This window comes from Paeniglutamicibacter sp. GQ140 (genome assembly GCF_059759235.1).
Genome location: NZ_JCAXDW010000012.1, coordinates 57,237 through 82,566 on the forward strand (window position 1 = coordinate 57,237; position 25,330 = coordinate 82,566).

The 25,330-nt window shown below is 66.2% G+C and carries 31 protein-coding genes and 1 riboswitch; of the genes, 9 read left to right on the forward strand and 22 right to left on the reverse strand.

Annotated features, from left to right (window positions below):
* Positions 1–41: 41 nt before the first annotated feature.
* From AC6CHY_RS15695 to uraD, 4 genes are all read right to left on the reverse strand, one after another.
* On the reverse strand, positions 42–1,646 hold the full coding sequence (locus AC6CHY_RS15695) for a solute carrier family 23 protein (protein ID WP_498227307.1): 1,605 nt from the start codon (positions 1,644–1,646) through the stop codon (positions 42–44).
* Positions 1,647–1,721: 75 nt separating this feature from the next.
* Positions 1,722–2,648 carry a factor-independent urate hydroxylase gene (gene pucL / locus AC6CHY_RS15700; RefSeq protein ID WP_498227308.1) on the reverse strand — a complete coding sequence of 309 codons (927 nt, stop codon included), beginning with the start codon at positions 2,646–2,648 and terminating at the stop codon, positions 1,722–1,724.
* Positions 2,649–2,653: 5 nt separating this feature from the next.
* Positions 2,654–3,010 (reverse strand): hydroxyisourate hydrolase, encoded by a 357-nt coding sequence (gene uraH / locus AC6CHY_RS15705; RefSeq protein WP_498227309.1) that lies wholly within the window; start codon positions 3,008–3,010, stop codon positions 2,654–2,656.
* A gap of 62 nt (positions 3,011–3,072) precedes the next feature.
* Complete coding sequence (gene uraD, locus AC6CHY_RS15710) at positions 3,073–3,579, reverse strand: 2-oxo-4-hydroxy-4-carboxy-5-ureidoimidazoline decarboxylase (RefSeq protein ID WP_498227310.1); 507 nt, start codon at positions 3,577–3,579, stop codon at positions 3,073–3,075.
* Positions 3,580–3,905: 326 nt separating this feature from the next.
* Here uraD and AC6CHY_RS15715 point away from each other — a divergent pair, with 326 nt between their 5' ends.
* Both AC6CHY_RS15715 and AC6CHY_RS15720 read left to right on the forward strand, forming a co-directional pair.
* Positions 3,906–4,097 carry a hypothetical protein gene (locus AC6CHY_RS15715; RefSeq protein ID WP_498227311.1) on the forward strand — a complete coding sequence of 64 codons (192 nt, stop codon included), beginning with the start codon at positions 3,906–3,908 and terminating at the stop codon, positions 4,095–4,097.
* Positions 4,098–4,372: 275 nt separating this feature from the next.
* On the forward strand, positions 4,373–5,098 hold the full coding sequence (locus AC6CHY_RS15720; RefSeq protein WP_498227377.1) for an SDR family oxidoreductase: 726 nt from the start codon (positions 4,373–4,375) through the stop codon (positions 5,096–5,098).
* Between the two features lie 20 nt (positions 5,099–5,118).
* Here AC6CHY_RS15720 and AC6CHY_RS15725 read toward each other — a convergent pair whose 3' ends face one another.
* On the reverse strand, positions 5,119–5,565 hold the full coding sequence (locus AC6CHY_RS15725) for an SRPBCC family protein (RefSeq protein ID WP_498227312.1): 447 nt from the start codon (positions 5,563–5,565) through the stop codon (positions 5,119–5,121).
* A 96-nt stretch (positions 5,566–5,661) separates the two neighbouring features.
* Here AC6CHY_RS15725 and AC6CHY_RS15730 point away from each other — a divergent pair, with 96 nt between their 5' ends.
* On the forward strand, positions 5,662–5,997 hold the full coding sequence (locus AC6CHY_RS15730; RefSeq protein ID WP_498227313.1) for a YnfA family protein: 336 nt from the start codon (positions 5,662–5,664) through the stop codon (positions 5,995–5,997).
* On the opposite strand, the gene AC6CHY_RS15735 is transcribed toward AC6CHY_RS15730, so the two are convergent.
* The gene (locus AC6CHY_RS15735; protein ID WP_498227314.1) at positions 5,994–6,719 is read right to left on the reverse strand and encodes a DUF998 domain-containing protein; all 726 of its coding nucleotides are present in this window, start codon (positions 6,717–6,719) and stop codon (positions 5,994–5,996) included. The genes AC6CHY_RS15730 and AC6CHY_RS15735 overlap by 4 nt on opposite strands.
* 160 nt (positions 6,720–6,879) lie before the next feature.
* On the opposite strand from AC6CHY_RS15735, the gene AC6CHY_RS15740 reads away from it, so the two are divergent.
* From AC6CHY_RS15740 to AC6CHY_RS15760, 5 genes are all read left to right on the forward strand, one after another.
* A complete protein-coding gene (locus tag AC6CHY_RS15740) occupies positions 6,880–7,989 on the forward strand; it encodes a WD40/YVTN/BNR-like repeat-containing protein (protein ID WP_498227315.1) in 1,110 nt (369 codons plus the stop codon).
* Positions 7,986–8,273, forward strand: coding sequence for a MoaD/ThiS family protein (locus AC6CHY_RS15745; RefSeq protein WP_498227316.1), 288 nt, complete (start codon positions 7,986–7,988; stop codon positions 8,271–8,273). Before AC6CHY_RS15740 ends, AC6CHY_RS15745 begins: the two co-directional genes overlap by 4 nt.
* A 141-nt stretch (positions 8,274–8,414) precedes the next feature.
* Positions 8,415–9,422: a pirin family protein gene (locus AC6CHY_RS15750; RefSeq protein ID WP_498227317.1), complete on the forward strand. Its 1,008-nt coding sequence runs from the start codon at positions 8,415–8,417 to the stop codon at positions 9,420–9,422.
* Positions 9,423–9,497: 75 nt separating this feature from the next.
* A complete protein-coding gene (locus tag AC6CHY_RS15755) occupies positions 9,498–9,881 on the forward strand; it encodes a ribonuclease E inhibitor RraB (protein ID WP_498227318.1) in 384 nt (127 codons plus the stop codon).
* Positions 9,882–9,904: 23 nt separating this feature from the next.
* Positions 9,905–10,249 (forward strand): GNAT family N-acetyltransferase, encoded by a 345-nt coding sequence (locus AC6CHY_RS15760; RefSeq protein ID WP_498227319.1) that lies wholly within the window; start codon positions 9,905–9,907, stop codon positions 10,247–10,249.
* Between the two features lie 10 nt (positions 10,250–10,259).
* On the opposite strand, the gene AC6CHY_RS15765 is transcribed toward AC6CHY_RS15760, so the two are convergent.
* From AC6CHY_RS15765 to dnaB, 3 genes are all read right to left on the reverse strand, one after another.
* A complete protein-coding gene (locus AC6CHY_RS15765) occupies positions 10,260–10,451 on the reverse strand; it encodes a helix-hairpin-helix domain-containing protein (protein WP_498227320.1) in 192 nt (63 codons plus the stop codon).
* A gap of 150 nt (positions 10,452–10,601) precedes the next feature.
* The gene (locus AC6CHY_RS15770; protein ID WP_498227321.1) at positions 10,602–11,369 is read right to left on the reverse strand and encodes a ZIP family metal transporter; all 768 of its coding nucleotides are present in this window, start codon (positions 11,367–11,369) and stop codon (positions 10,602–10,604) included.
* 145 nt (positions 11,370–11,514) lie between these two features.
* A complete protein-coding gene (gene dnaB / locus AC6CHY_RS15775) occupies positions 11,515–12,888 on the reverse strand; it encodes a replicative DNA helicase (RefSeq protein ID WP_498227322.1) in 1,374 nt (457 codons plus the stop codon).
* Between the two features lie 514 nt (positions 12,889–13,402).
* On the opposite strand from dnaB, the gene AC6CHY_RS15780 reads away from it, so the two are divergent.
* Positions 13,403–13,828 (forward strand): DUF1801 domain-containing protein, encoded by a 426-nt coding sequence (locus tag AC6CHY_RS15780; RefSeq protein WP_498227323.1) that lies wholly within the window; start codon positions 13,403–13,405, stop codon positions 13,826–13,828.
* Positions 13,829–13,921: 93 nt separating this feature from the next.
* Here AC6CHY_RS15780 and AC6CHY_RS15785 read toward each other — a convergent pair whose 3' ends face one another.
* From AC6CHY_RS15785 to AC6CHY_RS15845, 13 genes are all read right to left on the reverse strand, one after another.
* Positions 13,922–14,431, reverse strand: coding sequence for a flavin reductase family protein (locus AC6CHY_RS15785; RefSeq protein ID WP_498227324.1), 510 nt, complete (start codon positions 14,429–14,431; stop codon positions 13,922–13,924).
* Positions 14,432–14,499: 68 nt separating this feature from the next.
* Positions 14,500–14,612, reverse strand: a riboswitch (SAM riboswitch).
* A 241-nt stretch (positions 14,613–14,853) separates the two neighbouring features.
* A complete protein-coding gene (locus AC6CHY_RS15790; protein ID WP_498227325.1) occupies positions 14,854–15,480 on the reverse strand; it encodes a dihydrofolate reductase family protein in 627 nt (208 codons plus the stop codon).
* 237 nt (positions 15,481–15,717) lie between these two features.
* Complete coding sequence (gene rplI, locus AC6CHY_RS15795; protein WP_498227326.1) at positions 15,718–16,173, reverse strand: 50S ribosomal protein L9; 456 nt, start codon at positions 16,171–16,173, stop codon at positions 15,718–15,720.
* Between the two features lie 15 nt (positions 16,174–16,188).
* Positions 16,189–16,428 (reverse strand): 30S ribosomal protein S18, encoded by a 240-nt coding sequence (rpsR, locus tag AC6CHY_RS15800; RefSeq protein WP_007269381.1) that lies wholly within the window; start codon positions 16,426–16,428, stop codon positions 16,189–16,191.
* A 62-nt stretch (positions 16,429–16,490) separates the two neighbouring features.
* Positions 16,491–17,084, reverse strand: coding sequence for a single-stranded DNA-binding protein (locus AC6CHY_RS15805; RefSeq protein WP_498227327.1), 594 nt, complete (start codon positions 17,082–17,084; stop codon positions 16,491–16,493).
* A gap of 44 nt (positions 17,085–17,128) precedes the next feature.
* Positions 17,129–17,434 carry a 30S ribosomal protein S6 gene (gene rpsF, locus AC6CHY_RS15810; protein ID WP_071213679.1) on the reverse strand — a complete coding sequence of 102 codons (306 nt, stop codon included), beginning with the start codon at positions 17,432–17,434 and terminating at the stop codon, positions 17,129–17,131.
* A gap of 170 nt (positions 17,435–17,604) precedes the next feature.
* Positions 17,605–19,731, reverse strand: coding sequence for an acyltransferase family protein (locus AC6CHY_RS15815; RefSeq protein WP_498227328.1), 2,127 nt, complete (start codon positions 19,729–19,731; stop codon positions 17,605–17,607).
* 74 nt (positions 19,732–19,805) lie between these two features.
* Complete coding sequence (locus tag AC6CHY_RS15820; protein WP_498227329.1) at positions 19,806–21,083, reverse strand: M18 family aminopeptidase; 1,278 nt, start codon at positions 21,081–21,083, stop codon at positions 19,806–19,808.
* A gap of 51 nt (positions 21,084–21,134) precedes the next feature.
* Entirely contained in the window at positions 21,135–21,299 is a 165-nt protein-coding gene (locus AC6CHY_RS15825; RefSeq protein WP_217390900.1) for a hypothetical protein, read from the reverse strand.
* A 12-nt stretch (positions 21,300–21,311) separates the two neighbouring features.
* Positions 21,312–22,028 carry a response regulator gene (locus tag AC6CHY_RS15830; RefSeq protein WP_217390901.1) on the reverse strand — a complete coding sequence of 239 codons (717 nt, stop codon included), beginning with the start codon at positions 22,026–22,028 and terminating at the stop codon, positions 21,312–21,314.
* 8 nt (positions 22,029–22,036) lie between these two features.
* Complete coding sequence (locus AC6CHY_RS15835) at positions 22,037–23,371, reverse strand: sensor histidine kinase (RefSeq protein ID WP_498227330.1); 1,335 nt, start codon at positions 23,369–23,371, stop codon at positions 22,037–22,039.
* A 29-nt stretch (positions 23,372–23,400) separates the two neighbouring features.
* A complete protein-coding gene (locus tag AC6CHY_RS15840) occupies positions 23,401–24,264 on the reverse strand; it encodes an ABC transporter permease (protein ID WP_498227331.1) in 864 nt (287 codons plus the stop codon).
* The gene (locus AC6CHY_RS15845) at positions 24,261–25,211 is read right to left on the reverse strand and encodes an ATP-binding cassette domain-containing protein (protein ID WP_498227332.1); all 951 of its coding nucleotides are present in this window, start codon (positions 25,209–25,211) and stop codon (positions 24,261–24,263) included. Before AC6CHY_RS15845 ends, AC6CHY_RS15840 begins: the two co-directional genes overlap by 4 nt.
* Positions 25,212–25,330: the final 119 nt, after the last annotated feature.

Genomic DNA, 25,330 nt, shown 5'->3' on the forward strand with positions numbered 1-25,330 from the left:
TTCCTGGATCCGTGCCCAGTGGCCGCAGGGGCCAGAGTCGCTCAGTGAAGCTGCGGGGGCTTCCCGGATCGCACGAACTCGGACTCGTCCGGGCACCGGACGCCGGCCGCCTCGCATTTCTTGCGGTACTCCTCGACGATGCCCTTGAATTCGTCGTCGTCCACGACGGGGATTTCCTCGCCGTCGGCGGCGATGAGCTTGCCGGACTTGAACCGGTCCCCGTCCAGCAGCCCGCGGACTTCCTCCGCCTTGACGATGCGCGGGACTTGGTCGGCAATGAGCATGCGCGGCGGGGCCGCCGCATAGGCCGAACCGTGACGCTTCGGGGTGCCGGTCTTCAGCTCGTTGAACAACAGGTTCAGTGCCACGGCCATGACCGCGGCCGAGCTGATGCCCGAGTGGAAGATGGTCGCGAACCAGGTCGGGAACGCATCGTAGAAATCGGTCTTGACGATCGGCAGCGCACCGAAGGCGATGGAAGTGGCGACGATGATCATGTTCAGGTTGTTGTCGTATTTCACGCTCGCCAGGGTGCGAATTCCCGAGGCCGCAACGGTGCCGAAGAGCACGATGCCGGCCCCGCCCAGGACCGGGGTGGGGATCGCGGCGACCACGCGGCCGAGCACCGGGAGCAGGCCGAGGACTACCAGGATGCCGCCGCCGGCCGTGACCACGAAGCGGGACTTCACCCCGGTGATGGCCACCAGCCCGACGTTCTGCGCAAACGCGCTCTGGGTGAAGGTGTTGAAGACCGGAGCCAGGATGCTGGAAGCCATGTCGGCGCGCAGGCCGTCGGCGATGCGCCGCGAATCGACGCGGGTCTTGGCGATCTCCCCCACCGCGAGGATGTCGGCGGTGGTTTCGGTGAGGATCACGATGACGACAATCGTCATCGAGACGATGGCGCCGATCTCGAACACCGGCCACCCGAAGGCGAAGGGTTGCGGGAAGGCGAAGATGGCGCCGTGGCCCACGGCCGAGAAGTCCGCCACACCGAGGAACACCGCGATGATGGTGCCGATGACCATGGCCAGCAGGATCGACAGGCGCGAAATCGCCGCCTTTCCGACCTTGGAGAGCAGCAGCACGATGACCATCGTCATTCCGGCCAGCCCGATGTTTGCCAGCGAGCCATAGTCGTCGGCCTTGGCGTTTCCGCCCATGGCCCAGTTGGCCGCCACCGGGATGAGCGAGAGCCCGATCATGGTGATGACCACGCCGGTCACCACCGGCGGAAAGAACCTCACGATCTTCGCGAAGAACGGGGCCACCAGGAAGCCGATCAGGGAGGCCGCGAGGACCGCGCCGAAGACCGACTGGATTCCGCCGTCGCCGTTGACGATGGCCACCATCGTTGACACCGAGGCGAAGGAGGTGCCCTGGACCAGGGGAAGCTGGGCGCCGAAGAACGGGACGCCGACGGTTTGCAGGATCGTGGCCAGGCCGCCGACAAAGAGGCAGCTGGCGACCAGCACGCCGATTTGTTCCGGGGTGAGCCCGGCGGCACCGCCGATGATCAGTGGCGGGGCGATGATTCCGCCGTACATGGTCAGTACGTGCTGGAGCCCGTAGGCGATCGTCCTGCCCAGGGGCAGCCGTTCGTCCTCCGGACGGTGTGTAGTACTTTTGACTTGCGCGGCCTTCATGTCTGACTCCTTGATGGGTTGCGACGCATCGGGGGTGCCCGCGTTGCAGCGCAGGCACCCCCGAGACCTCTTCGGCTAGCAGAATCCGGGCGTGTTTTCCCAGATCGGATGGGCTGCGGAGGCACCCTCGCGGGTGATGGCGGCCTCGATCAAGCCGTACGGGCGATCCGCGGCAAAGAAGATCTCATTCGGGTTCTCCTGGCCGAACGGGGACAGGTCGACCAGGAAGTGGTGCTTGTTGGGAAGCGAGAACCTGATTTCCTCGATTTCCGGATGCGCCTCCAGGACCGCCTGGCCCATGTCGAACATTGTCTGCTGCAAGGCGAAGGAATGCTTGGCGGCGAATCCCGCCAGCAGCAGTTCCCGCACCGAGGCGTAGACGGCGTTGAAGTCCAGTTCCCCGTTGGCAACCGCGGCCGAGTTGTAGCGCCAGCGGCTGCTGACGTCGGTGGCCAGGATCCGGTCGCCGGTTTCCTGCAACGTGGTGTATCGGTCGACGGGGAAATTGCGGAATTCGCTGGCGGTGGATTTGAGGACCGTGAGGTCCTTGATCCCGGCGAGCACCGAGGCCTCGCCGTCCTTGATTTCCAGCACCGCGGTGCGGACCTCGGATTTGTTCCGGGAGAATGCGTGGTCGTGGTCCTGGATGCGGTCCCAGAAGTACTGTTCGGCCGCCCAGCGTCCGCCGGTGACCCAGTCGAATTCCGTGGTGAAGTGCGTGCCGAGCCGCAGCAGGAAGGCCTCCGGCGAGCCAACGCCGTCGCGGGCAAGGCCGTAAACGGTGTTTTTCTGCGTATCGGTGGGGACGACGTGCCGGTTGTCGCCGTCGACGTGCGCGGCGAGGAAGTCTCCGTGAAGCTGCGAGGTTACGTTCAGGTCCTCGATCTCGTGACGGTCGGTGTCCCGGGTGATCTTCACCAGCCGGACTTCCGCCTTGCCGTATTGGTTGGCTCCAAGCACGATCTTGGTGCCGGTCCGGCTCTCGGCTGCAAAGGTGTTCATGTTCTCTAGCTCCCTCGGTACGTGGAATATGCAAACGGGCTGATAAGAAGTGGTACGTGGTAGTGAGCAGAGGTGTCGGTGACGACGAAATCAATGCTGACCGCGGGAAAGAAGGTTTCCGTGCCCGTCTTTCCGAAGTAGTCACCTGTGCCGAATTCGATTCGGTGGCGACCGGCTTCAACCTTTGTCGGACCAAGCGACTCGATGCGGCCGTCGGCATCGGTGACTCCTGATCCAATTTCTTGCCAGCCGGCTGCCGTCTTGGCTTCCAGCGTGGCCCTGACACCGGAGGCAGGCCTCCCGGTCCCGGTGTCGAGTACATGGGTGGTGATGTGGCTTCTCGCAGCCTGGGTGGCGCTCATCGAGGACTCCTTTGGATTCGTTGAGGGGGTAGGAAAAAGCTGTATATCCCGGTGGACGCGGTCTAGCTCGAGGGCACGCGGCTGAAGACCGCGGCGAGGCGCAGGAGGGCGATGGCACGCAGCTGTTCGCCGGCTTCCGCCAGTTCGATGTCGGGGTCGTTGTCCAGTCGGCGGCGCAATTCGGCGAGAATTTCTTCGCTGCTTCGGCCGGCGGCGCGTATAAGGAATACACGGGCGAACCGATCTTCGTAGGCGCGGTTGGCGGCGAGAAGCTCGGCGGCAATCCCTTCGTCGAGATTCAGCGTTGATTGTTCGCCGCGGCTGAGCGTTGCTTCCGCGGACGAACCGGTGGCGCGTTCCCCGATGCGGGGATGGTGGGCAAGTGCCGCGTCGATCTCTGCTTCGGTGAACGGATCCGCGGCGTTTTGGGCGCAGGCCAGGAGTTCTTCGAGGGAACCAAAGGGGCGGGCGCCGAGAACCGCCTCAATCCAGCGAGCAATGTCTGCGCATGGCCGAAGCACTGCGGCCGCGTCACTCAAGCCGAGGGTGTTGAAACGGGAAATATCCATGGGGTGATCAGCTCTTTCAATCCTGCGTGGTTTTCCTGCACCATCCAGGGCTGAACACCCTTACCACCGGCTTGGAACCGGCTTCGACTCGATGTTTCTGGATGGTGGAACTTTGCTTTCACACCATGTAACTCGGATCACACCCCTCCCGTCAAGGGCTTGGCCGAATCTTTTCCCGCAGCCCGCCGACTCCTCCCCCGGGGGGCAGGTGTGAAGCAAATTACGTTAAACCCTTGCCTTTGCCGCACTCCGCGTACATACTTAATTTCACCAACCAATATTTAGATTTCATATCTTGGAATCTTCGCCGTTTCGAGGAGGACCGCATGAACACCACCCAGCCCATTGCTGAAGCATCCAGCGAGAAAACAGCGCGCGCACTTCCGGAAACCTCGACGGCACTCAGCATGGGAATGTTCCACCCAATCGGCGGATTGGACCCGGACATGAGCCGCGGCCCGCGGAGGCCCAAGCCACGCGTCGGGCTTTGGTCGCGCTTGCGCACCGCACGCAGCTAGCCACCGAACGTCCAGCCCGAGGAGTCCCGGGCTCCACTGCTGTGGGATTCCCGGCACGGCACGGGCGTCCCCCCGCTTACGTGTCCCCGCCGGGCAACCGCCACGCCACCAGGCCAAGGTCTCCTTGCTGTGCCAATGGCCTCAGTAGGCTGGGAGCCGAATGCCGTGCGCGAACACTTCGCCAGCAGGCACCGCCGATCAATTTCAGCCTCACTCCCAAAGGATGATTCCACTTGAATCCCGTCCCCAATCAGACCGCGCCCGCGCGGCGAACCATGCTGGTCACCGGGGCCGGTTCCGGAATCGGACGAGCAGTCACGCGACGAATGCTCGGGGCCGGATGGAACGTGGTCCTTGCCGGTCGGCGTACGGCGCAGCTGGAGCAGAGTGCCGGTGCGCACCCCAACGCGCTCGTGGTGCCCACCGACATCACCGACCCACCAGCGGTGGAGCGGCTTTTCGCCGCCGGGATCGACCGCTTCGGCAGGATCGACGTGCTCTTCAACAACGCCGGGGTTTTTGGCCCCGCCGCAACCATTGGCGAACTCACGGCGCAGCAATGGCAGGATGTCTGCGCCGTCAACCTCGGCGGCGCCATCCATTGCGCCGGTGCCGCGTTCAGGCACATGCAGGCGTCCGGCGGCGGTCGCATCATCAACAACGGTTCGATCAGCGCGCAGGTGCCGCGCCCCGCGTCCGTTGCCTACGCGGTCACCAAGCATGCGATCACGGGCCTGACCAAGTCCATCGAGCTCGACGGCCGCCCCTACGGCATTGCCTGCTCGCAGGTCGACATCGGCAACGCCGCCTCGGAGATGATGAAGGATGTCGGCGCGACCTCGGGTGCGCTGCAGGCCGACGGAAGCCGGAAGGTCGAGCCCACCTTCGACATGGAACAGGCGGCGGCAACCATTGAGTTCATTGCCGCCGCCCCGTCCGAGGTGTCAGTCAACCACATCACCATCACCGCCGCCGGAATGCCATTCATCGGCCGCGGCTAGGCCAGGCCGGACGCGGCAGCCTATAGGTGCGCGGCGAACAAGCGGTCGAGCTTGGTGAACGATGACTCCCAGCCGGCACGCGCCGGTTCCAGGACCTCGGACGGCAGCGGACCCTGGACGATCCTCAGGGCGGTGCCCGCCGGGCAATCGGAAAACTCCACGCGCAACTCGATGACCAGGTTCAGCGTCATTTCATGCGGCCCGTCTTCCCCGACCAGCAACTCGTGTTCCCTGACCTCGGTGAACGTCGCATGCACCGGCGAGGTCTGGGTGGGGTCCTCGACCAGGTGCATCACGAACTTCTGCACGCCGCCGACCCGGGGCTCGATGTCCACCGTATCCACATGTACGCCCCAGCCCTCCGGGCCAAACCATTCGGCCAAAATTTCGGGTTCGGTAAATGCTGCCCACACTGCGATTCGGGGTGCGGAGAATTCGCGTTCAATAACCAGTTTGCCCATATCCATGCGCACGAGATTACCCCGGTTCGAGCCGCGGACCGAATAATCCGTCGCTTCTGTGGGGGCAAACACGCGCCACCCTTTGATGAAAGGATTGGGGTCATGACCGTGATGAAATCAATCCTGCTCTTCGGCGTGGCCGCCCTCCTCGAAATCGGCGGCGCCTGGCTGGTCTGGCAGGGAATCCGCGAGCACCGGGGCTGGCTGTGGATCGGGGCCGGCGCAGTGGCACTGGGGTTGTACGGCATCGTGGCCACGCTCCAGCCCGACGCCAACTTCGGCCGCATCCTGGCAGCCTACGGAGGCGTCTTCATCGCCGGATCCCTGCTGTGGGCGGTGTTCCTGGACGGGTTCCGTCCGGACCGCTGGGACATCGCCGGGGCCATTGTTGCCCTGGCCGGGGTCGGATTGATCATGTACGGCCCGCGCGGGGCCTAGGAACCGTGGATCCCCCGGCCGGGATCGGCCGTCCCCTCGGACAGGGGATCCCCTCCGGGAAGAACCGTGGGTGCCGGCCATGCCCTCGGGGACAACCGCCGGATAGCCCTGCACACCACCAGCACCCAGCCGAGCACTCCGGCGAGACAGACCCGCTCGGCGAGCCCCAGCAGATCCGACCCAAGGCCGGCCGCAAGACCCAGGGATGCGAGTCCGACGGCAGTAATTGCCGCGAGAATGAACGCCGCCGGGTAGGCCTTTGCCAGCTCCGGGGCGGCGCGCATCCAGCGGGTCAGCACGAGAATGCCGGCAAGCGCGGCCAAGAATCCCCCGCCGGCCACGTAGAGATGCACGGTGCCCGCCGTAGTCGCCGCATGCAGGCCGGACCCGGCATCAACGTCGGTCGGGAAAAAGGCCAGGACCGCCGAACACAGGCCCCCGGCGGCCATCAAGAGCACCCCGGTCCGACGGAGGCCGGAGACCTGACCGGTCCGGTTGATGGCAACGATGGCACACAACGTGGTGACGGCGCGGCCCAGGAAATTCAGGTTCATGATCCACCCGAACGGACCCACCGCCAGGTTGCTTTCGGCGTCACTGACCACACTGTAGTGCGGTGGCAGGAACTGGAGCACCACGTCGACCAGGACGTAGACGGCGACGCCGGCCATGGCTGCGGCGGCAAACCGCCGTCGGGCATTGTCCGGGTTCTGGGCCATCATTGATCCAGCCTTCCACATCGGCACACCCTTCCGCCGCACGGTCCCATGCCGACGACGAATCAGTGCAAACACCGAAAACACTGACCGTGGATACGATGGTTCCACTTTGGGGCAACCCCAACCCTTGAAACCGGGCCGCCGCGATGCTGGACTACATGTCATGGACAACGACGCACGCACCATCCTTGCCATCGGGACTAAGAAGGGCCTTTGGCTCGCCGAAAGCACCGACCGCGAAACCTGGACGCTGACCGGACCCCACTTCGCCAACCTCGAGGTCCCTTCCGTGGCCATCGACACCCGGGAGGGCAGGACCCGCATCCTGGCCGGGATCAACGACTGGCACTGGGGACCCACCGTCGTCTACAGCGACGACGCGGGCACCACCTGGTCCGAACCCGAGCAGGGCGCCATCAAGTTCCCTGCCGACACCGACACCGCGCTGGAGCGCATCTGGCACCTGCGCCCCGACACGGCTGAACGCCCCGGTGTCGTGTGGGCCGGATGCGAACCGATCTCGGTCTTCAAATCCACCGACTCAGGGGAAAACTTCGAACTGAACCGCGGGCTCTGGGACCATCCCCACCGCAGCAAATGGGGCGCGGGTGCCGGCGGGGCCGCGGTGCACAGCATCGTGCCCAACGCCCTGGACGAAAACGTCGTCCATGCCGCCATGAGCACCGGCGGGGTGTACCGAAGCACCGACGGCGGCACCTCCTGGGAACCTCGGAACAAGGGCATCCACGTCGACTTCGACCCCGAGCCGTACCCGGAGTTTGGCCAATGCGTCCACCACATCACCGCAGATGCCGAAGACCCGAACCGGCTTTATGCGCAAAACCACGGCGGGGTCTACCGCAGCGACGACGCCGGGGACCAATGGAACAGCATCGCCGACGGGCTGCCTGCCGAATTCGGATTCGTGTTCCTGTCACACCCCCGCACGGGCGGCAGCGTATGGACCATCCCGCTGAAGGGCGCCGAGGAACGCAATCCGGTGGGCGGAAGGCTTTCCGTCTTCCACTCCAGGGACGCCGGGGACACCTGGAGCGAGCAACATGCCGGGTTGCCCGATGCCGACTGGAACGCGGTGTTACGCGACGCGGCGGCGGTGGACGATCACCCCGAAACCGTGGGCGTCTACTTCGGCACCCGCGGCGGTGAGGTCTTCGCCAGCAACGACGAGGGCGCCCACTTTGTCACGGTGGCCCAGCGCCTGCCGGATGTACTCAGTGTCCGGGCGGCCCAAGCCAACGGTGCGGGGCAATGACGGACATTACCGTTGAGGTGCCCTCGGTGTTGTCTTCCACGCTGGGCGGCCAACGCAGCCTGCAGGTCCCGCTGCCCGAGGACGGGACGGTGGGCGGGCTTCTGGATGCGCTCGGCGTCCAGTACCCGCTCTTCGCCCGGCGGGTCCGCGACGAGCGCGGGCAGGTGCGCCGCTTCGTGAACGTCTTCGTCGGGCAGGACAACATCCGCACCCTTCAGGGGCTGGGCTCCGCGGTGCGGGAGGGGCAAAACGTGCTGATCATGCAGTCGGTGGCCGGCGGCTAGCGGCGCTTCACCCGGTGCCCGCCGGCGCAATGACAGCGTCGCGCGTGTTCGTGCGCGGGGCGCGGTGGGCACGCACCCAGGGCAACGGGGCGGGCGCGTCGCAGGGGTGCCGAAACGCGCCGCCGGCACTACGCTGATGACATGAGTAACCTCGAGGCTGCCCCTGACGAGTTGGTTTGCGGATCGGATGCGACGCACGCCGGAATCGAGCTGCTGGTCCCGCGCAATGTCCCGCTCGGCGGGCCCCGGGCCATGGATGTGCGCCGCACGCTGCCGCAAAAGCAGCGCAGCCTCATAGGCGCCTGGTGCTTCCTCGACCACTATGGCCCCGACCCGGTCGGCGAATCCGGCGGGATGAAGGTCCCGCGCCACCCCCACACCGGGTTGCAGACCGTGTCCTGGCTCTTCACCGGGGAAATCGAGCATCGGGATTCCGCCGGTTTCCACGCCATGGTGCGCCCCGGCGAGGTCAACCTGATGACAGCGGGCCGCGGGATCAGCCATTCCGAGTTTTCCACCCCCGAGACCACGATGCTGCACGGCGCCCAGCTGTGGGTCGCGCTGCCCGATTCCGCCCGGCACATGCCCCCGACCTTCGACCACTACCGCCCCGAGCCACTGGCCGGGGACGGGTGGTATGTCAGCGTGTTCCTGGGCGAGCTGACCGTGGCGAACCACAGCGGTGCCGACCAGCACTCCGAATCCCCGGTTGCCACCCACACCGAATTGCTCGGGGCGGAGATCCGCTTGGAGCCGGGCACGAGCATTCGGCTGGCGGTGAAGGCCCACCACGAGCACGGGGTGCTGCTCGATTCGGGATCCCTTTCCGTCGGTGTCGACGAACTGCCCGAAGACCACCTGGCCTACCTGCCGACGGGGACCCAGGAGATCACCCTCACCGCGGGCCAGGCACCCGTGCGCGCCCTGCTCATTGGCGGGGAGCCGCTGAACGAGCAGATCCTGATGTGGTGGAACTTCGTGGGGCGCACCCACGAGGAGGTCGTCGAATACCGCCGGCAGTGGCAGGCGGAGATCGGCGCAGAGCCCGGGGACGGGTCCACCCAGCGCTTCGGGGACTTCCCGGCCGGGCAGCCCGCCGCGCTGCCCGCCCCGGTGCTGCCCTCGGTGCGGCTGCGCCCACGCGAATGACGGATGCGCCAACATGCACCGGGCCGGGGGCGCAAGCGCCGGCCCCAGGAACCAGACAAGGAGCCGGTGGGGATCGTGTCACTTCAAGAGGAACTGGGCAAGCTGCGCCGGGCCTTGGCCGAACGCGCGGCGCTGGGCGACCAGCTGGAGGCCAAGCGCGAGATGGAGCACTTCGTCTCCTTTCGCGCACTGCGCGAGATGAACGAGGCCGCCGCCCACTTTGAACGGGCAGGCTGGCAGATCGACCGGACCGAGGGCCAGGACGCCAACTCCCGCTACCTGCTGCGGGTCTACCGCGAGCAGGCCATCGACGTGGAACACGCGGAACACGCCCTGCGCAATGTGCACGCCATCACCGAAAAGCATGGCGGGAGCTATGACGGGTTCGGTGCCATGTTCATCGACGCCGCCGACAGCGAACCCCGGGGGTTCTTCGGTCGGCTGTTCGGAAACCAATGACAACCGGGAAGAAGGAGCAACACGTGAGCGAAATCCAGGTCGAAATCCAGGTGGAACACAGGCCCGAACGCAGGCGCTACGCACTGCTGGACGGGGAGAAGTCAATCGGCGCGGCACATTACCGCGAGTTGGCAACCACCGGCGGCATCGAGCGGGTCTTCTTCCACACGGTGGTCGATGAGGCATATGCCGGGCAGGGGCTGGCAGGAAAGCTCGCCGCCGCGGCGCTGTCCGACACAGTGGAGCAGGGCCACAAGATCGTGCCGGTCTGCCCCTACATCAAGGCCTACCTGACCAGGCACCACGAGTACGACGCCGACCTGGTGAAGCCCACGCCCGAGCACTTGGCGATCCTGCCCCAGGGATGAGCGGCCGGGGTCAATCCGCCAGTTCGAGGCCCAACTCGGCCAGAGCCGCGCGCAGGATCACGATGCCCTTGGGTCCGAAACCGTGCAGCCCCAGCAACGCGGCTTCCCCAAACGCGGAAGCCTGCTCGAGCGTCGTGATTCCCGCCCCTTCCAGGGCGCGGGCGGCGGGTGCGGAGATCCTGGGCAACGGATGGCTGGTCATGGCCCCAGCGTAGCAACGTCCGGTTGCTGAACGCCTGCGCGCGCGGTGCCGCCGAACCCGCCGAAGACCGGCCCGGTGCCGCAGCCACGTGTGGTGGCCGGACTGCTCCGGCGGGCCCGGGCACCATTCGACCTGGTCGAGCGCATCAAGCTAGGCGCTGTAGTGCAGCACCAGTGCCGCGAGGAATCCCAGTGCGGCAATGAATCCGGTGAGCATGTGCTGCTCCTCGAAGGCCTCGGGGATCATGGTGTCGGCGAGCATGGCCAGGATGCCGCCCGCGGCGATCGCGGTGACCACCGCGATGACCTCTCCCGGGGCGTTGTCGAGGGCCAGGTAGCCGATCATCGCGGCGAGCCCCGAAAGCACGGCGATGCTCCCCCAGATCGCGAAGATCTCCTTCGGTCCCTTTCCGGCGCGCTTCATGTCGGCGGTGCTGGCCAGTCCCTCGGGGACGTTGGAAATGAAAATTGCCGCCAGCATGGTCGGGTTGACTGCGGCGCCGGAGAGCAGTCCCACGCCCAGCACGATGGACTCGGGGATGCCATCCAGCAGTGCGCCGACCGCGATGGCCGCTCCCCCGTTGGGAGTTCCGCCGGCGCCGGCGCCGGCGCCTGCCCGGGCTGGAGGCTTTCCGCGGCGTCGGTGCTCGGCACCGAGGCGCACCAGCAGGGCGTTCGCGCCGACATAGATGACGGCCCCCGCCAGGAATCCGGCCACGGTGGGCCACAGCCCGCCGGCCTCCTCGGCCTCCTGGACCAGTTCAAAGGTGAGGGCGGAAATCAGCACGCCGGCGCCGAATGCCATGACGCTGGAGACAACCTTCCGCGGAATGTTTAACCACCAGGCCGCGGCGGCACCGAGCAGCAACGCCGACCCGGCGATGGTGCCCCACATGAGCGCTTGCAAGGACATCAACATGGCGCCACGCTATCGCACCATGACTATTCACGCAGCGTTTTCATGGGACGCGCGGGCTCGCCCGGCGCAGCTAAACGGCTGCGGGCGGTTGCCCTGCCCCGCAAGGGCCAGGGCAACCGCCCGTTTTCCCGGATGTTCCGGGGAGTTACCCGAGGCCGTCCTGGGCCATGTTGTTGAAGCGCGAGTAGTGGCCCTGGAAGGCGACGGTGATGGTCTTGGTCGGGCCGTTACGGTGCTTGGCCACGATCACGTCGGCCTCGCCGGCGCGGGCCGATTCCTTGTCGTAGATATCCTCACGGTGCAGCAGGATGACCATGTCGGCATCCTGCTCGATCGATCCGGATTCGCGAAGGTCGGAAATCATCGGTTTCTTGTCGGTGCGCTGCTCCGAACCACGGTTCAGCTGGGAGAGGGCGATGACCGGTACGTCGAGTTCCTTGGCCAACAGCTTGAGCGCTCGGGAGAACTCGGAGACTTCCTGCTGGCGCGACTCGACCTTTTTGCCCGAGCTCATCAGCTGCAGGTAGTCAAGGACCACGAGCTTCAGGTCATGCTTCTGCTTGAGCCGCCGGCACTTGGCGCGGATTTCCATCAGCGACATGTTCGGCGAATCGTCAATGAACAGCGGGGCGTCGTTGAGCCGTCCCATCGTGGTGGCGATCTTCGACCACTGTTCGTCCTGGATCGTCCCCTTGCGCAAATCCTGCAGGGCGATGCTTGCCTCTGCCGACAGCAGGCGCATCGCGATCTCGTTGCGGCCCATTTCCAGCGAAAAGAAGACGGACGTCATGTTGTGCTTGATCGATGCCGACCTGGCAAAGTCCAGTGCGAACGTCGACTTGCCCACGGCGGGACGGGCGGCAATGACGATCATCTGACCGCCGTGCAGCCCCTGGGTCAACTCGTCGAGTTCGAAGATCCCGGTGGGAACGCCAATCACGCCCTCGCCGCGGCTGCCGGCGGATTCGATTTCATCGACGGTGCCCTCGATGATGTCGCGCAGCGGGACGTAGTCCTCAGCCGTGCGGCGCTCGGCGACCTTGTAGACCTCGGCCTGGGCCTCGTTCACGATGGCGTCGACCTCGCCGTCCTGCGAGTAGCCGAGCTGCACGATCTTGGTGCCCGCATCAACCAGTCGGCGCAGGACCGCGCGTTCACGCACGATCTCGGCGTAGAAGCCTGCGTTGGCGGCGGTGGGCACGGACTGGATGAGCGTATGCAGGTACGCCGGGCCGCCAATGCGGGTGATCTCGCCGCGCTTGGTCAACAGGTCAGAGACGGTCACGGCATCGGCGGGCTCGCCGCGGCCGTAGAGGTCGATGATGGCCTCGTAGATCGCCTCGTGTGCCGGGCGGTAGAAGTCCAGCCCTCGCAGCACCTCCACGCAGTCTGCGATGGCGTCCTTGGACAGCATCATGCCGCCCAGGACGCTTTGCTCGGCTACGAGGTCTTGCGGTGGAGTGCGGCCATAGTCCGATCCATGTGAATCGGAGCTGGTTTCGGTGCTGGCTAGCGACACGGGTTTTTCCCTTCAAGCTTCGCGGGTTCCCAATTTTCCGCTTCATTACCCAGTCAGTGTCTCAAGGAGCACGGACGATTCGTTAGGTTCAATCTCACACGTGCGCAAGGGCACCGCGAACCTGTGGAAATAGGTGGGGAACACTGTCACCCTAGACCTGTTTTCCACCAAACCCAACACGGTTATCCACAGGCCATGTGGATAACCTGTGAACCTCGCGGCGTGTTGTGTGCACAGTCTGGGGAGAAGGTTGTGGATTACACCATTTTTTTGAGCAAAAAACGCGCGTGACTAGGCATTACCTGAATCCACGCCTGTGGATACAAACTATTTATCCACATCCACCACGGGCGTAATCGTCGGTTATACACACAAAAACCCCGAGATTCCGGGGTTAAACCGGTCGCGTTTTCACAGTTACCCACAACCTATCCACAGACACGCCGGAAGTTGCCGGGGTTCTGGGGATAGCGGGCATTGATAGAGATCACCGTCGCCTGACATACTGGGCCGCATGAGCGCCAACAAGACCGTCCCAACAGCCGATGACCCGGAGGAATTCGTTTCGGCGGTGGCACATCCGACGAGGCGCGCGGACGCCGAGGTCCTGCTGGGGATGATGGAAGAGGCCAGCGGACAGCCACCGACCATGTGGGGGCCAACCATCATCGGGTATGGCAGCTACCACTATAAATACGATTCCGGCCGCGAAGGTGATGCCTGCGCGATCGGCTTCTCTCCACGGGCGTCGAACCTGGCTCTTTACGGATTGACCATCGCCCCGACCGCCGGGAAGTTGCTGGCGAAACTGGGCAAGCACAAAGTCGGGGCATCATGCCTCTACGTGAACAAGCTTGCCGACGTCGACCTGGAGGTCCTGGCCCAGCTGGCCCGCGACGGCTACCGATACATGATGGGCGTGGTGCACAGAGGTTCATAGGCAAACCGCCGCGCAACGACAGGGGCTCCCGGCCCGCGGCGGCGAATCCAGGATTCGCTGCGGCGGACCGGGAGCCCCCACGTGTCAGGTGCCCTAGGAGACCAGCTGTTCGGCATCCAGGCGACGGAATGCCGAGCCGTGGAACACCAGCGGCGAGTTGGCGTTGTCGTGCGTCTGGTGGCCGTGCACGCGCAGCAGCACCACATGGTGGTCCCCCGCGGGGACCTCCTGCTCGATGGAGCAGTCGAGCCACAGGGTGGCGTCATGCAGGAAGAGCGCACCCTCGTCGGTCGAATCAAGGCGAAGCCCGGCAAAACGGTCCCCCGACTTCGAGGCGATCTGTCGGCACACGCCCTCGTTCTTTTCACTCAGCACCGAGACGCCAATGCGCCCGCTGGTGCGCACCAACGGCCACGTCTTCGAGGTGTTCTGGACCGCGAACATCACCAGCGGCGGATCCATGGACACGCCAACCGTAAAGGACGAAGCCACAATCCCTTGCGGCTGCCCGTCCACGATGGCGCAGAGTGCGGCAATGCCCGAGGGGTGCTGGGCAAAGACGTTGCGCAGGGTATCGGGGGTGAGGTCAGAGGTGAGTGTCATAATGCTCAATCCTTCGGCTTCGGCCCACCTTCGCGGGTGCGCGCAATCCACGCGCCAACCAGCAAGGTGTGCGGTACTTGCCTCCCGGGTCCCGGTAGGCCGAATCATCACCTGGAGCACCCCACCACCGTGAGAGGGTTGCCGGTCAACGGGCCAGGGCCTTGCGTTGACACTCTTGATTCATCACTAACGTTAGAAGAAATAATTACGTCTCGTCAAAGTTTGTTTCGACACACTAAGTCACGAAGCGTAAGAATCGAAGATTGTGCGACCATATGCCCCGATCCCGCCCATGAGGGTCAAGAGGCCCTTGTCCGCACGTGAACGCCGGGACCCCTCGGGACGGCCGAAGAAGACGCCTGCACCGCACGGGCTGCGGATCCGCAACCAAGCCGCCATTGCGACGCCGCGACATTCCCGGCCTAGGCGACGTCCGAGACCCCCGTGTACGTCGCATAGGCGGCCTCGCCGGCACGTTGGTAGACCAGGATGGCAAGCCCGCCCGGGGTGGTCTTGCTGCTCGAAAGACGCAGCCCGGCCGGCGCGCAGCCCTCGGGGAAGAGGCGTCGCCCGCGGCCAAGGACAACCGGAGCCACGACAAGCCGGAGTTCGTCAATCAGCCCCTCGGCAAGCAATGAGCCGGCGAGGCGGGCACTGCCGTGGATCTGCAGCTCCCTGCCGGGCCGGGCCTTGAGCTCCGCAACCCTGGCGGCAATGTCGCCGGAGAGAACCGTGGTCGGGTCCCAGCTTCCCTCGGCCAGTGTCTGCGATGCAACGTACTTGGGCAGCGAATTCATGAGCACCGTGAACGGGTCGTCCGGGTCGGTGATCTGCGGCCAATCCCGGGCGAAGGCCTCATAGGTGCGACGGCCAAGCAGCAGCCCGTCGGCTTCCCCGAGCCATTGCGCTGCCTGCTCAATGAATGCCTCGTCCATGTGCGGGACCAGCCACCCGCCTTGGGTAAACCCGTCGGTCGGGTCTTCCTCGGGAGACCCGGGGCCCTGCGACACCCCGTCGAGACTTACGAACTCCGTCAATGTCAGCTTCATGAACGTGCCTTCCTGGTAGTTGCGCTGCCCGTTCCCCGGGAATCGCCGGGCGGGCGACGCCGGGAGGGCGCTGCTCCCCTGGGCAAAACTACTTGACGTGGAGCCCCGGCGCCAGAGTCCGGCCTTTTGCCCGCCGCAGCCCCGGGAGCGGAACCTTGCCTTAACCCACTGTGGACCCCGCCATTGGCGGGGTCCACAGTGGGTTGCCGTCAATCAAGACGGCGGGTGCGCAAGGAATTACTTCTTTGCGGCAACAACCTGCAGTGCAACCTTTGCGGAGACATCGGTGTGCAGACGCACGGTCGCCGAGTAGTTACCCGTCGACTTGATGTGGTCGTTGATCTCGATGTTGCGCTTGTCGATCGCGCCCAGGCCAGCGGCTGCAACAGCCTTGGCGATGTCGTCGGTCTTCACGGTGCCGAAGAGGCGACCGGTAGCGCCGGCCTTGACGGTCAGCTTGACCGGCTTGGCGGAAATCGAAGCAGCAAGTGCCTGCGCATCTTCCAGGTTCGCAACGGCGCGAGCAGCACGGGCGGCCTTGATCGACTCAACCTGCTTCTCACCGCCCTTGGTCCAGGTGATGGCGAAGGCGCGCGGGAGAAGGTAGTTACGTGCGTAACCATCCTTCACCTCGACGATGTCGCCTGCGGCGCCGAGGCCGGTAACTTCGTGGGTCAGAATGAGCTTTGCCATGTTGGTATACCTTCCTTAGCCGCGGCCAGCGCCGGAGTAAGGCAGCAATGCCACTTCGCGCGCGTTCTTGATGGCCTGTGCGATCTTGCGCTGTTCCTGTACGGAAACACCGGTAACGCGACGGGCACGGATCTTTCCGCGATCGGAAATGAACTTGCGCAGCAATGCTACGTCCTTGTAGTCGATGACAGTGATGTCAGCGGCCTTCAAGGGGTTGGACTTTGGTTTGGGCTTACGGAGTTCAGCCTTAGCCATCGTGGAGCTCCTTTATCAGGTGGAGCCCGCAGAATTTTCTGCGGGATGGTGAATAAATTTGTTTAGAAAGGTGGTTCGTCGGAACCCGGGTTGCCCCATCCGCCGTTGTTTCCTCCGGCAGGAGCACCCCATGGATCGTTGGCCGGTGCATTCCAGCCGCCGCCGGAGTTTCCGCCGGCGTTGCCGCCACCGAATCCACCGCCGCCGCCTTGGTTGCCGCCGGCAAACCCGCCGGCATTTGCGCCCGCGTTCTGCTGGCCACCAAAGCCACCACCACTGCCACCGCCGGAGCGCTGGGTGCGGGTGACCTTTGCGGAGGCGTAACGCAGCGACGGGCCGATTTCATCGACCTCAAGCTCGGTGACGTTACGCTTTTCGCCTTCCTTGGTTTCGTAGGAACGCGACTTGAGACGACCCTGGGCGATGACGCGCATGCCCTTGGTCAACGTCTCGGCGACGTTTTCGGCCGCCTCTCGCCACACCGACGCACGGAGGAACAGCGTGTCGCCGTCCTTCCATTCATTGGTCTGGCGGTCGAAGGTTCGCGGGGTCGAAGCAATGGTGAAGTTCGCCACTGCCGATCCTGACGGGGTGAAACGCAGTTCCGGGTCAGCGGTCAAATTACCAATAACCGTAATGACTGTCTCGCCTGCCATTGGAGCCTCCTAAAGTGTTGTTCTACGAAGATCGGACAGCAGAATTACTCTGCTACGACCTTTGCCTCTTCCGGGCGGGTGATCTTGGTGCGCATGATGGTCTCATTGAGGCCCAGCTGGCGATCAAGCTCTGCGGAAGTAGCGGGGGTAGCGGTGAAGTTAACTACCGCGTAAATGGCCTCATTCTTCTTCTGAATGTCGTAGGCCAGGCGGCGACGGCCCCAGATGTCAACGTTCTCGATGGTTCCACCATCGTTACGGACAACATCGAGGAACTTACCGAGGGTCGGTTCAACGGTTCGCTCGTCGACCTCGGGGTCGATCAGCACCATCAATTCATAAGCACGCATGTGAACCCACCTCCTTTGGGCTAAACGGTCACGGCATTTCCGCAACAGGAGGTTCTTTGCATTTGCTGTCGCCACAACCCGATTGCCGGGCGCGGCAGAAACAGCCTCAACCATTCTAGCGGAAAATCACCGCCGCACCCGACTGGGCCGGGTGCGGTGTATCACGGGGCTCACCGCGCGGCTTCCATGAGCCCGTCGGCGCGCAGCCGATCCACGAGCCTGTCGCCGAAGACCGGGGCGAGCGTGCGGATATAGGTGTCCGAGACGTGGTGCTTGTCCCGGTACACCAGGACGTTCCCGATGACTGCGGGGCAGAAGCCGTCGGCGCAGAACTGGTCGGAGAAATCCAGCACCTCCGTGCGCGGCTCGCGCTTGGCAGCGGCCAGCGTGTAGTCGTTGGCCTCGAAGGCCCGTGACTCCGGGGCCCCGCAGGTTTCGAGTTCCTCGGGATTTTTTGCCACGCAGTCCCGCGCGTAGGCCTTGGTCCCAGGGCGCGGGGTGTCGATGATCGGATAGACCTGGATGCCGGCGTCCTCCAGCTGGCCCCAATAGTCCGCGAATCCCTCGGCGGCGCCCTTCTCGAAGGCGGCTCCGGCCCAATGGCTGGTCACCACCGCATCCACGTCCCCACGGGCCAGGATCCGCTTGAGCGTGTCCTTGTTGGCCTGGTGGCAGGAAATGCTGCCGTCGGCCTCGGCGATGCGCTTGGTGGCGCTGAAGGGGCAGGAGTTCTTCAGGTAGGTCAGCAGCGTCCAGTCGTTTTTCTTGGCGGTGGCCTCCATCGCCTCGTACCAGTGCGTGGCGTGCGAGTCCCCCACCAAGGCAATCGTCAGTTTCCCGTCCTTCACGCCCTTGGCGCATTCGACGGTGACTGGCGATTTGGGTTTCTGCACGCAATCGCCAAGGTCAGGCAAGTCGGCCCCGGCCTCGGCGGGCAGCGGGACGATCTGTCGCACGCCCTCCAGGTAGGCCGGTGCCCCGGCGGGGACCGAGGCGGCGCCGAAACCGGGCGGCGGGGAGGCCAGCAGGGTCGCGGCGGCGCGCTCCTGGGCCGCGATGCCGCGCTCGGCCAGGGTTCCGGGGGCCACCGCCAGCGCGGCGACCAGCACCAGGGCGGCGGCCCCTGCACCCAGGGCCCGCCAATTCGAGGCGGCCAGCGGGGCCAGGGTGCGCACCGGGGTCTCGATCCAGCGGTAGCTGGCCCAGGCCAGGAGCAGCGAGAGCACCAGCAGCCCGATGCTCTGGGCGGGACCCGGCTCGCGGCCGGCGAGGACCAGGAAGAACGTGAGTGCGGGCCAGTGCCACAGGTACAGCGAATAGGACACGTTGCCCACCCATTGCACAGCGGGCAGTTCCAGGAGTTTCTGCGGGGCTAGGGCGCCGCGGGTCTCCCCGGCCAGGATCACCGCCAGGGTTCCGGCCACCGGCAGTGCCGCCGACAGGCCGGGGAAGGGGGTCTTTGGATCAAAGCCGAAGGCGGCGGCAGCGATTGCGGCGAAGCCGCCCCAGGCCAGCGCGGTCCGCACGCCGGGCAGCGCGAGCCAGCGGCCGCGGGGCTCGCTGCCGGTTTCCGGCTCGGCGAGCAGCAGCGCCAGCAGGCCGCCGGCGGCCATTTCCCAGACGCGGGCGGGGGTGATGAAGTAGGCGGCGGGGTTCCCGGCGGCAACCAGCACCATCGAGTAGGCCAGGGAGGCGAGGACAACCGTACCGAAGACCAGCAGGAGCGTGGTGCGTGGAAGCCCGCCGCCCGATTCGCGCCGGCCCACGCGCCCGCGGGTCCCGGCCCGCCTGCGGGCCAGCCACACGGCCAGCAGCACCAGCAGCGGCCAGAAGAGATAGAACTGTTCCTCGACGCCGAGGGACCAGAAATGCTGCAGCGCGGTGGGCTCTTCCTCGGCGGCAAGGTAGTCGACCGCGTTGGCCGCCAGAACCCAGTTTTCCACCGAGAATGCGGAGGCCAGGGCCGCGGTGCCCACGGTTTTCCACTGCGTGGCGGGCAGGAAGGCCAGCGTCGCGGCCAGCACCGCGAGGATCACGGCAAACGCGGCGGGCAGGATCCGGCGCACCCGCGCGGCCCAGAAGCCGGGAAGGTCGATGCGCCCGGTCCTGCGCACCTCGCGCAGCAGGTGCCCGGTGATCAGGAACCCGGAGATCGCGAAGAACACGTCGACCCCGACGAAGCCGCCCGGGACCATGCGGGGCTCCAGGTGGTAGGCGACCACCAGCAGCACCGCGACGGCACGCAGCGACTGGACCTCGGGCAGGAAACGGCGTGGTGGCTTCGGGTCGGCAATCATGTCCGCGAGCAAAGCACGTACCGGTTAACGGCGGGTAACCGCCCGGTGTTAACCGCGCGATTCCCGGGGAATTCTCAGGCGGCGAAGAACGCCTCGGAGATCCTGGCCAGGCGCAGCGGATCCGCAACGCCGCACATTTCGCGTGCCGAGTGCATCGACAGCAGCGGGATGCCCACATCCACGGTGCGGATGCCCAGCCGGGTGGCGGTCAGCGGGCCGATGGTCGACCCGCAGGGCATCTGGTTGTTGGACACGAACTCCTGGTACGGGACATCGGCGGTGGCGCAGAGCCGGGCAAAGAGCGCCGCGCCCACCGCGTCTGTGGCATAGCGCTGGTTCGCGTTGATCTTCAGCAGCGGCCCGGCACCCAGCAGCGGGCGGTTGGCCGGGTCGTGGCGCCCGGGATAGTTCGGGTGCACCGAGTGCCCTGCGTCGGCCGACAGGCAGACCGAGTCGGCGTAGGCGCGGTTGCGGTCCTGCAGCGTGGCGCCCAGCCCGTGCCCGATGCGCTCGAGGACGTCCTGGAGGAACGGGCCGGAGGCACCGGAGCGGGAGGCCGAGCCGATTTCCTCGTGGTCGAAGGCCGCCAGCACCGCAATGTGCTCGCCACTTCCCAGGGCCGCGTGGTGCACCAGGGCGGTGAGCGAGGCGTGCACCGAGGAGAGGTTGTCCAGGCGTCCGGAGGCGAAGAACTCGCCCGAGCCGCCGAACACCTCACCGCGCTGCGCATCGGCAACGACCACGTCGTAGCCGCCGATCTCCGCGGCGTCCACGCCGGCCGCCTCGGCCAGCACCGCCAGCACGTCCCCCTGGCCCGGGTCCCCGATCCCCCACACCGGGTTCATGTGTTGCTGCTTGTCCAGCGCGAGCCCGTCGTTCACGGCGCGGTCCAGGTGGATGGCCAGCTGCGGGAAGCGCAGCATCGGTGCGGTGCGCGCCAGCACCTCGGTGCCGTCGAGCAGCACCAGGCGCCCGGCGAGCAGCAGCTCGCGGTCAAGCCAGGAGTTCAGCAGCGGGCCACCGTAGACCTCCACGCCGGCCTGCAGCCAGCCGTGCGCGCCGGTGGTGGGCTTGGGCTTGAGCTTGAAGGAGGGCGAGTCGGTGTGCGAGCCCACGATGTGGAAACCCGTCGTGGCGGTCGCGTCCTCGGGCTGCACCCAGGCAATGATCGCGCCGTCGCGGATCACGAAGTGCCCGCCCGCCGCCGGCTCCCAGGCCTCGGTCTCGAGCAGCTCGGTGAAGCCCGCGGCGGCCAGTCGGCGGGCCGCCTCCGCGGCGGCGTGGAAGGAGGAGGGGGACGCCGCGACGAAGGCGGAAAGGTCGTTGATGTGCTCGAGTGCTGCGCTGGACATGCGTGTTTCCTTGGCTCGTGGACTGACGGGCGTGGATGCGGGCGGGGGCGCCTAGGCGTGGGTGCGGACCAGGGCCACCACGAGCGCCCCGACCCCCAGCACGATGCTAGCCCACCCGGGGACGGGCAGGGCGAAGAGCGTGAGCAGGAAGGCGCCGAGGACCCCCAGCACCACCGCCAGCAGCAGCCAGGGGCTGCGCAGGAATTCGGAATTCATGGGCATGCCTCCCTAGTAGTCCAGCCCCTGGCTGGGAATGACCAGCCCGGTTTCGTACGCGTAGACCACTGCCTGCACGCGGTCGCGCAGGTGCAGCTTGGTCAGGATCCGGCGCACGTGGGTCTTCACCGTGGCCTCGGAGAGGAAGAAACGGTGCGCGATCTCGGCATTGGACAGGCCCTCGGCCATGGCGCCGAGCACCTCCAGCTCACGCGGGGTCAGGTCCCCCAGCAGCGGGTCGCGTTCCGGGACCGGGGCCGTGGAGCGGTTCGGGGCGCCGTCGCGAACATAGGTTTCCAGCAGCCGGGCCGTGACCCGGGGGGCGACCACGGCGTCGCCGGAGGCCACCAGGCGCACCGCGTTCACCAGCTCCTCGGGCGCGACGTCCTTGAGCAGGAAGGCGCTGGCCCCGGCCTGCAGCCCGGAGAACGCGTATTCGTCCAGGTCGAAGGTGGTCAGGATGATGATCCTGGCCTCGGGCAGCTCCCGGACGATGCGGGCGGTGGCCTCGATGCCGTCCATGGTGGGCATCCGCACGTCCATGAGCACCACGTCGGGCTTCAGCTTGAGGGCCTGCCGCACGCCCTCGGCCCCGTCGGAGGCTTCCCCGAGGATTTCCAGGTCGTCCTCGCCCTCAAGGATGAGCCGGAATCCCATGCGCAGCAGCGGCTGGTCGTCGACCAGCAGCACCCCGATGCGGGCCGCGGAGGTGGAGGTGGTTTCGGTCATGCTGGTGTTCACGATCCTTGGTGTTGGTCCTTGGGTGCCGGATGCGTGCCCGCCGGCGGCGCAGTGTCCTGCGGGCAGCGGGTCGTTTGCGGCAACTTGAGTTTAGCCACGACGGTCCAGCCGCCGCGGGAGGCGGGTCCGGCGCGCAGCGTGCCGTCGAAGAGCGCGGCCCGCTCCTTCATTCCGCGGATGCCCTGGGCCGAGCCGATGAGCTCGCGACGGGCTCCCTGGTCCGTGCCGTCGTCGTGGATCCGCACGGTGACGTCGTCGCGCACCCGGTGCACCGCCACCTCCACGGAACCGACGTTGCGCCCGTAGCGCAGCACATTGGTCAGGGATTCCTGGATGATGCGGTGGACGGTGAGCTGGAAGGTGGCGTCCTCCGGCAGCGCGGGACCGGACTGGGTGTAGCGCAGCGGCAGGCCGGCAACCCGGAATCCCGCCAGCATCTCCTCGAGGGACCCGCCGGCCGGCTGCGGTTCCAGCGACGCCCCGTCGCCGGTGCGCAGCACGCCGATGACCCGCCGCATGTCCCCCAGGGCGCGGCGCCCGGTGGTGGACAGCTCGCCGAGGACCTCCCCGGCCCGCACGGGGTCGCGCTTGAGCACCACCGCCGCGCCGTCGGACAGCGCGATCATCACCGAAAGCGAATGCGCCACCACGTCGTGCATTTCCCGGGCAATGCGGTTGCGTTCGCGCAGCTGCGCCAGCGTTTGGACCCGCTTGGCCCAGTTGTCCAGCTCGGCCTCGTGAAGCCGGTTGTTGCGCACCGCCGCGCCGATGGCCACCGCGGCCGCATTGGTTCCCAGCAGGAAGGTCAGCGACAGCGTGATGGTGAGGGTCAGGCCGCCGATTTCCGCCAGGGCGGCCTGGTCCTCGGGCGAGTCGGTGAACATCGACGGCAGCCCCATGGTCACGAAGACCAGGCCCTGGAGCGCGGTGATCAGGGCGGTCAGGGCGAACATGCGCCGCGCGGCATACTTGGTTGACGCCGCATACAGGGCGATCCACAGCCCGATGTTTCCGCCGAAGTACTCGGAATCCAACAGGATCGCGCCGGAGTCGAAGAGCATCACCACGATCAGCACGAACATGGGGCGGCTGCGCCGGAAAAACAGCGAGGCGCCGGTGGCCGTGAGCAGGCCCAGGGTGGCCCAGTGCCCCGAAATCGCCGCCTCGACGATGCTCGGGGCGGACATCAGGAAGTAGAGCGCCACCACGGAGGTGTCGACGAGCGCCGGGCGGCGGCGCATGAATGCGCGCAGCGGTCCGATGCGTTGTGCCGAGATCTCGGCAAAGCTCGCCTCCGGGTTCCCGGGGGCGGGCGCCGTGTTTTCACTCATGTCCCTGAGCCTACCGAGCCGGGCGTGTTCTAGATATCGCGGCGCTGCAGCAACATTGCGGCGGCGGCCAGCGGGAGGACGATCCAGGCCCCGACCACAAGGCCCAAGGCCCAGGGCTCCAGTGCGCCCGCGGCGCCGGGCACCTGCATCAGCGCGGTTCCGGCCTTGTCGGGCAGGAACCGGGCGGCGTCGGCCAACCAGGAAACCGCCATCGACAATCCGTCCACGGCCAGCGGAAGCACGAAGAACAGCGCCGCGAGCACCACGATGCCGCCGGCCGAGTTCCTCAGCAGCGTTCCCAGCGCCAGGCCGATCAACGCCACCATGACCACGTAAAGCACCCCGAACCAGAGGTTGCGCTGGGACATCTCTGAAGCAAAGTCCAGCGGCAGGTCGTAGTTCTCGGCAATCGGCCTGGCCACGAAGAACGCCGCAAGGAGCGAGGCCAGGGCAACGAGCGCCGAAACGACGGCGACCATCAGCGCCTTGGCCCAGAACACCGGCTGCCTGGTGGGCGTCGCCACGAAGGTGGAGCGGGCCGAGCCGGTCGCGAACTCGGAGCTCATCACCATCACGGCCATGGCGCCGATGACCAGCTGGGCAAAGATCAGCCCGCTGGACGGAAGCGAGGCCGTGAGCTCGTTGAGGTCGCCCATCTGGGCAGCCATTTCCGGGTCGGACCCCATGGCCTTGAGGGAGGCGCCGACGCCCCACACGCTGAGGGCGGCGATTCCCACCATCACCACGAGGGTGGACAGGATCAGGATCAGCGTGGAAGGCAGCGAGAAGAACTTGATGAATTCGCTGCGCAGCACGCCGGCGAAGGTGAGCCTTCCGCCTCCCGCGGCACCGGGCGCGGCCGAACGCGGTCGTTTCATGGTTGCGGTGCTCATGACTGGCCCTGCTTTCGGGTGGAGGTGGCGGCAAGCTCGTTGCCGAGGTGGGAGTGGTATTCGACCTCGTCCTGGGTCAGGGCCATGTAGGCCTCTTCGAGGGACTGCCGGACGGGAGTGAGCTCGTGGACGAGGATCTGCAGTTCCAGCGCACGGGTTGCAATTGCCCGGCCGTCGAGGCCGGTGACCTGGATGGTTTGGGCGTCGACCCGGGTCAACTGGACGTCGTGGGCGGCCAGCCCGTTCATGAGTTGCTCGGCGGAATCGGTCTTGACCTTGCAGGTGGGCACATTTGCCCCGCCAATGATGTGCTCGATCGGCGCATCGGCGATGATGCGGCCGCGGCCGATGACGATGAGGTGGTCGGCGGTCAATGCCATTTCGCTCATCAGGTGGGAGGAGATGAACACGGTCTTGCCCTGCGCCGCCTGGTGGCGGGCGAGGTTGCGGACCCACAGCACGCCCTCCGGATCCAGGCCGTTGACAGGTTCGTCGAGGATCAGGGTCTGCGGATCGCCCAGCAGCGCCACGGCAATGCCCAGGCGCTGGCCCATGCCCAGGGAGAAGCCGCCGACCTTCTTGGTCGCGACGGCACCGAGCCCGGTGAGTTCGATGACCTCGTCGACGCGCGTGTTGGGGATCGAGTGGGTCGCGGCCAGGGCGCGCAGGTGGGTGCGCGCGCTGCGCGACCGGTGGACGGACTTGGCTTCGAGCAGGGCGCCGACCTCACGCAGCGGCGCACGGTGTTCCGCATACCTGCGGCCGTTCACCTTGACGCTGCCGAAGGAGGGCCGGTCGAGTCCGACGACCATGCGCATGGTGGTGGATTTTCCCGCGCCGTTCGGGCCGAGGAATCCCGTGACCTTGCCCGGCTGGACGGTGAAGGAAATGCCGTCGACCGCACGCTTGGTGCCGTAGTTCTTGGTCAATGCCTCTGCTGTGATCATGCCTTCAACGTTACGGAGGAACGTCGGTGCGGTCGCCGCCCAAGCGGATGATCTTCGCGGATTTCCCAGTCACTCTTCCGGCGTACGGGAATCCCCCCAGGGAACCGGCAACCCCCGGC

Coding starts and splice junctions, on each gene's coding strand:
- AC6CHY_RS15835 (WP_498227330.1), bottom strand. CDS start 23,371: ATGAGTGAAAACACGGCGCCCGCCCCCGGGAACCCGGAGGCGAGCTTT.
- AC6CHY_RS15735 (WP_498227314.1), bottom strand. CDS start 6,719: ATGATGGCCCAGAACCCGGACAATGCCCGACGGCGGTTTGCCGCCGCA.
- AC6CHY_RS15750 (WP_498227317.1), top strand. CDS start 8,415: ATGAGTAACCTCGAGGCTGCCCCTGACGAGTTGGTTTGCGGATCGGAT.
- AC6CHY_RS15725 (WP_498227312.1), bottom strand. CDS start 5,565: ATGGATATGGGCAAACTGGTTATTGAACGCGAATTCTCCGCACCCCGA.
- AC6CHY_RS15720 (WP_498227377.1), top strand. CDS start 4,373: ATGCTGGTCACCGGGGCCGGTTCCGGAATCGGACGAGCAGTCACGCGA.
- AC6CHY_RS15840 (WP_498227331.1), bottom strand. CDS start 24,264: ATGAGCACCGCAACCATGAAACGACCGCGTTCGGCCGCGCCCGGTGCC.
- AC6CHY_RS15785 (WP_498227324.1), bottom strand. CDS start 14,431: ATGACACTCACCTCTGACCTCACCCCCGATACCCTGCGCAACGTCTTT.
- AC6CHY_RS15770 (WP_498227321.1), bottom strand. CDS start 11,369: ATGTTGATGTCCTTGCAAGCGCTCATGTGGGGCACCATCGCCGGGTCG.
- AC6CHY_RS15780 (WP_498227323.1), top strand. CDS start 13,403: ATGAGCGCCAACAAGACCGTCCCAACAGCCGATGACCCGGAGGAATTC.
- rpsF (WP_071213679.1), bottom strand. CDS start 17,434: ATGCGTGCTTATGAATTGATGGTGCTGATCGACCCCGAGGTCGACGAG.
- AC6CHY_RS15765 (WP_498227320.1), bottom strand. CDS start 10,451: ATGACCAGCCATCCGTTGCCCAGGATCTCCGCACCCGCCGCCCGCGCC.
- AC6CHY_RS15830 (WP_217390901.1), bottom strand. CDS start 22,028: ATGACCGAAACCACCTCCACCTCCGCGGCCCGCATCGGGGTGCTGCTG.
- AC6CHY_RS15820 (WP_498227329.1), bottom strand. CDS start 21,083: ATGTCCAGCGCAGCACTCGAGCACATCAACGACCTTTCCGCCTTCGTC.
- AC6CHY_RS15740 (WP_498227315.1), top strand. CDS start 6,880: ATGGACAACGACGCACGCACCATCCTTGCCATCGGGACTAAGAAGGGC.
- AC6CHY_RS15790 (WP_498227325.1), bottom strand. CDS start 15,480: ATGAAGCTGACATTGACGGAGTTCGTAAGTCTCGACGGGGTGTCGCAG.
- AC6CHY_RS15845 (WP_498227332.1), bottom strand. CDS start 25,211: ATGATCACAGCAGAGGCATTGACCAAGAACTACGGCACCAAGCGTGCG.
- AC6CHY_RS15805 (WP_498227327.1), bottom strand. CDS start 17,084: ATGGCAGGCGAGACAGTCATTACGGTTATTGGTAATTTGACCGCTGAC.
- AC6CHY_RS15730 (WP_498227313.1), top strand. CDS start 5,662: ATGACCGTGATGAAATCAATCCTGCTCTTCGGCGTGGCCGCCCTCCTC.
- AC6CHY_RS15745 (WP_498227316.1), top strand. CDS start 7,986: ATGACGGACATTACCGTTGAGGTGCCCTCGGTGTTGTCTTCCACGCTG.
- AC6CHY_RS15715 (WP_498227311.1), top strand. CDS start 3,906: ATGAACACCACCCAGCCCATTGCTGAAGCATCCAGCGAGAAAACAGCG.
- AC6CHY_RS15815 (WP_498227328.1), bottom strand. CDS start 19,731: ATGATTGCCGACCCGAAGCCACCACGCCGTTTCCTGCCCGAGGTCCAG.
- AC6CHY_RS15825 (WP_217390900.1), bottom strand. CDS start 21,299: ATGAATTCCGAATTCCTGCGCAGCCCCTGGCTGCTGCTGGCGGTGGTG.
- rpsR (WP_007269381.1), bottom strand. CDS start 16,428: ATGGCTAAGGCTGAACTCCGTAAGCCCAAACCAAAGTCCAACCCCTTG.
- uraD (WP_498227310.1), bottom strand. CDS start 3,579: ATGGATATTTCCCGTTTCAACACCCTCGGCTTGAGTGACGCGGCCGCA.
- rplI (WP_498227326.1), bottom strand. CDS start 16,173: ATGGCAAAGCTCATTCTGACCCACGAAGTTACCGGCCTCGGCGCCGCA.
- AC6CHY_RS15695 (WP_498227307.1), bottom strand. CDS start 1,646: ATGAAGGCCGCGCAAGTCAAAAGTACTACACACCGTCCGGAGGACGAA.
- uraH (WP_498227309.1), bottom strand. CDS start 3,010: ATGAGCGCCACCCAGGCTGCGAGAAGCCACATCACCACCCATGTACTC.
- pucL (WP_498227308.1), bottom strand. CDS start 2,648: ATGAACACCTTTGCAGCCGAGAGCCGGACCGGCACCAAGATCGTGCTT.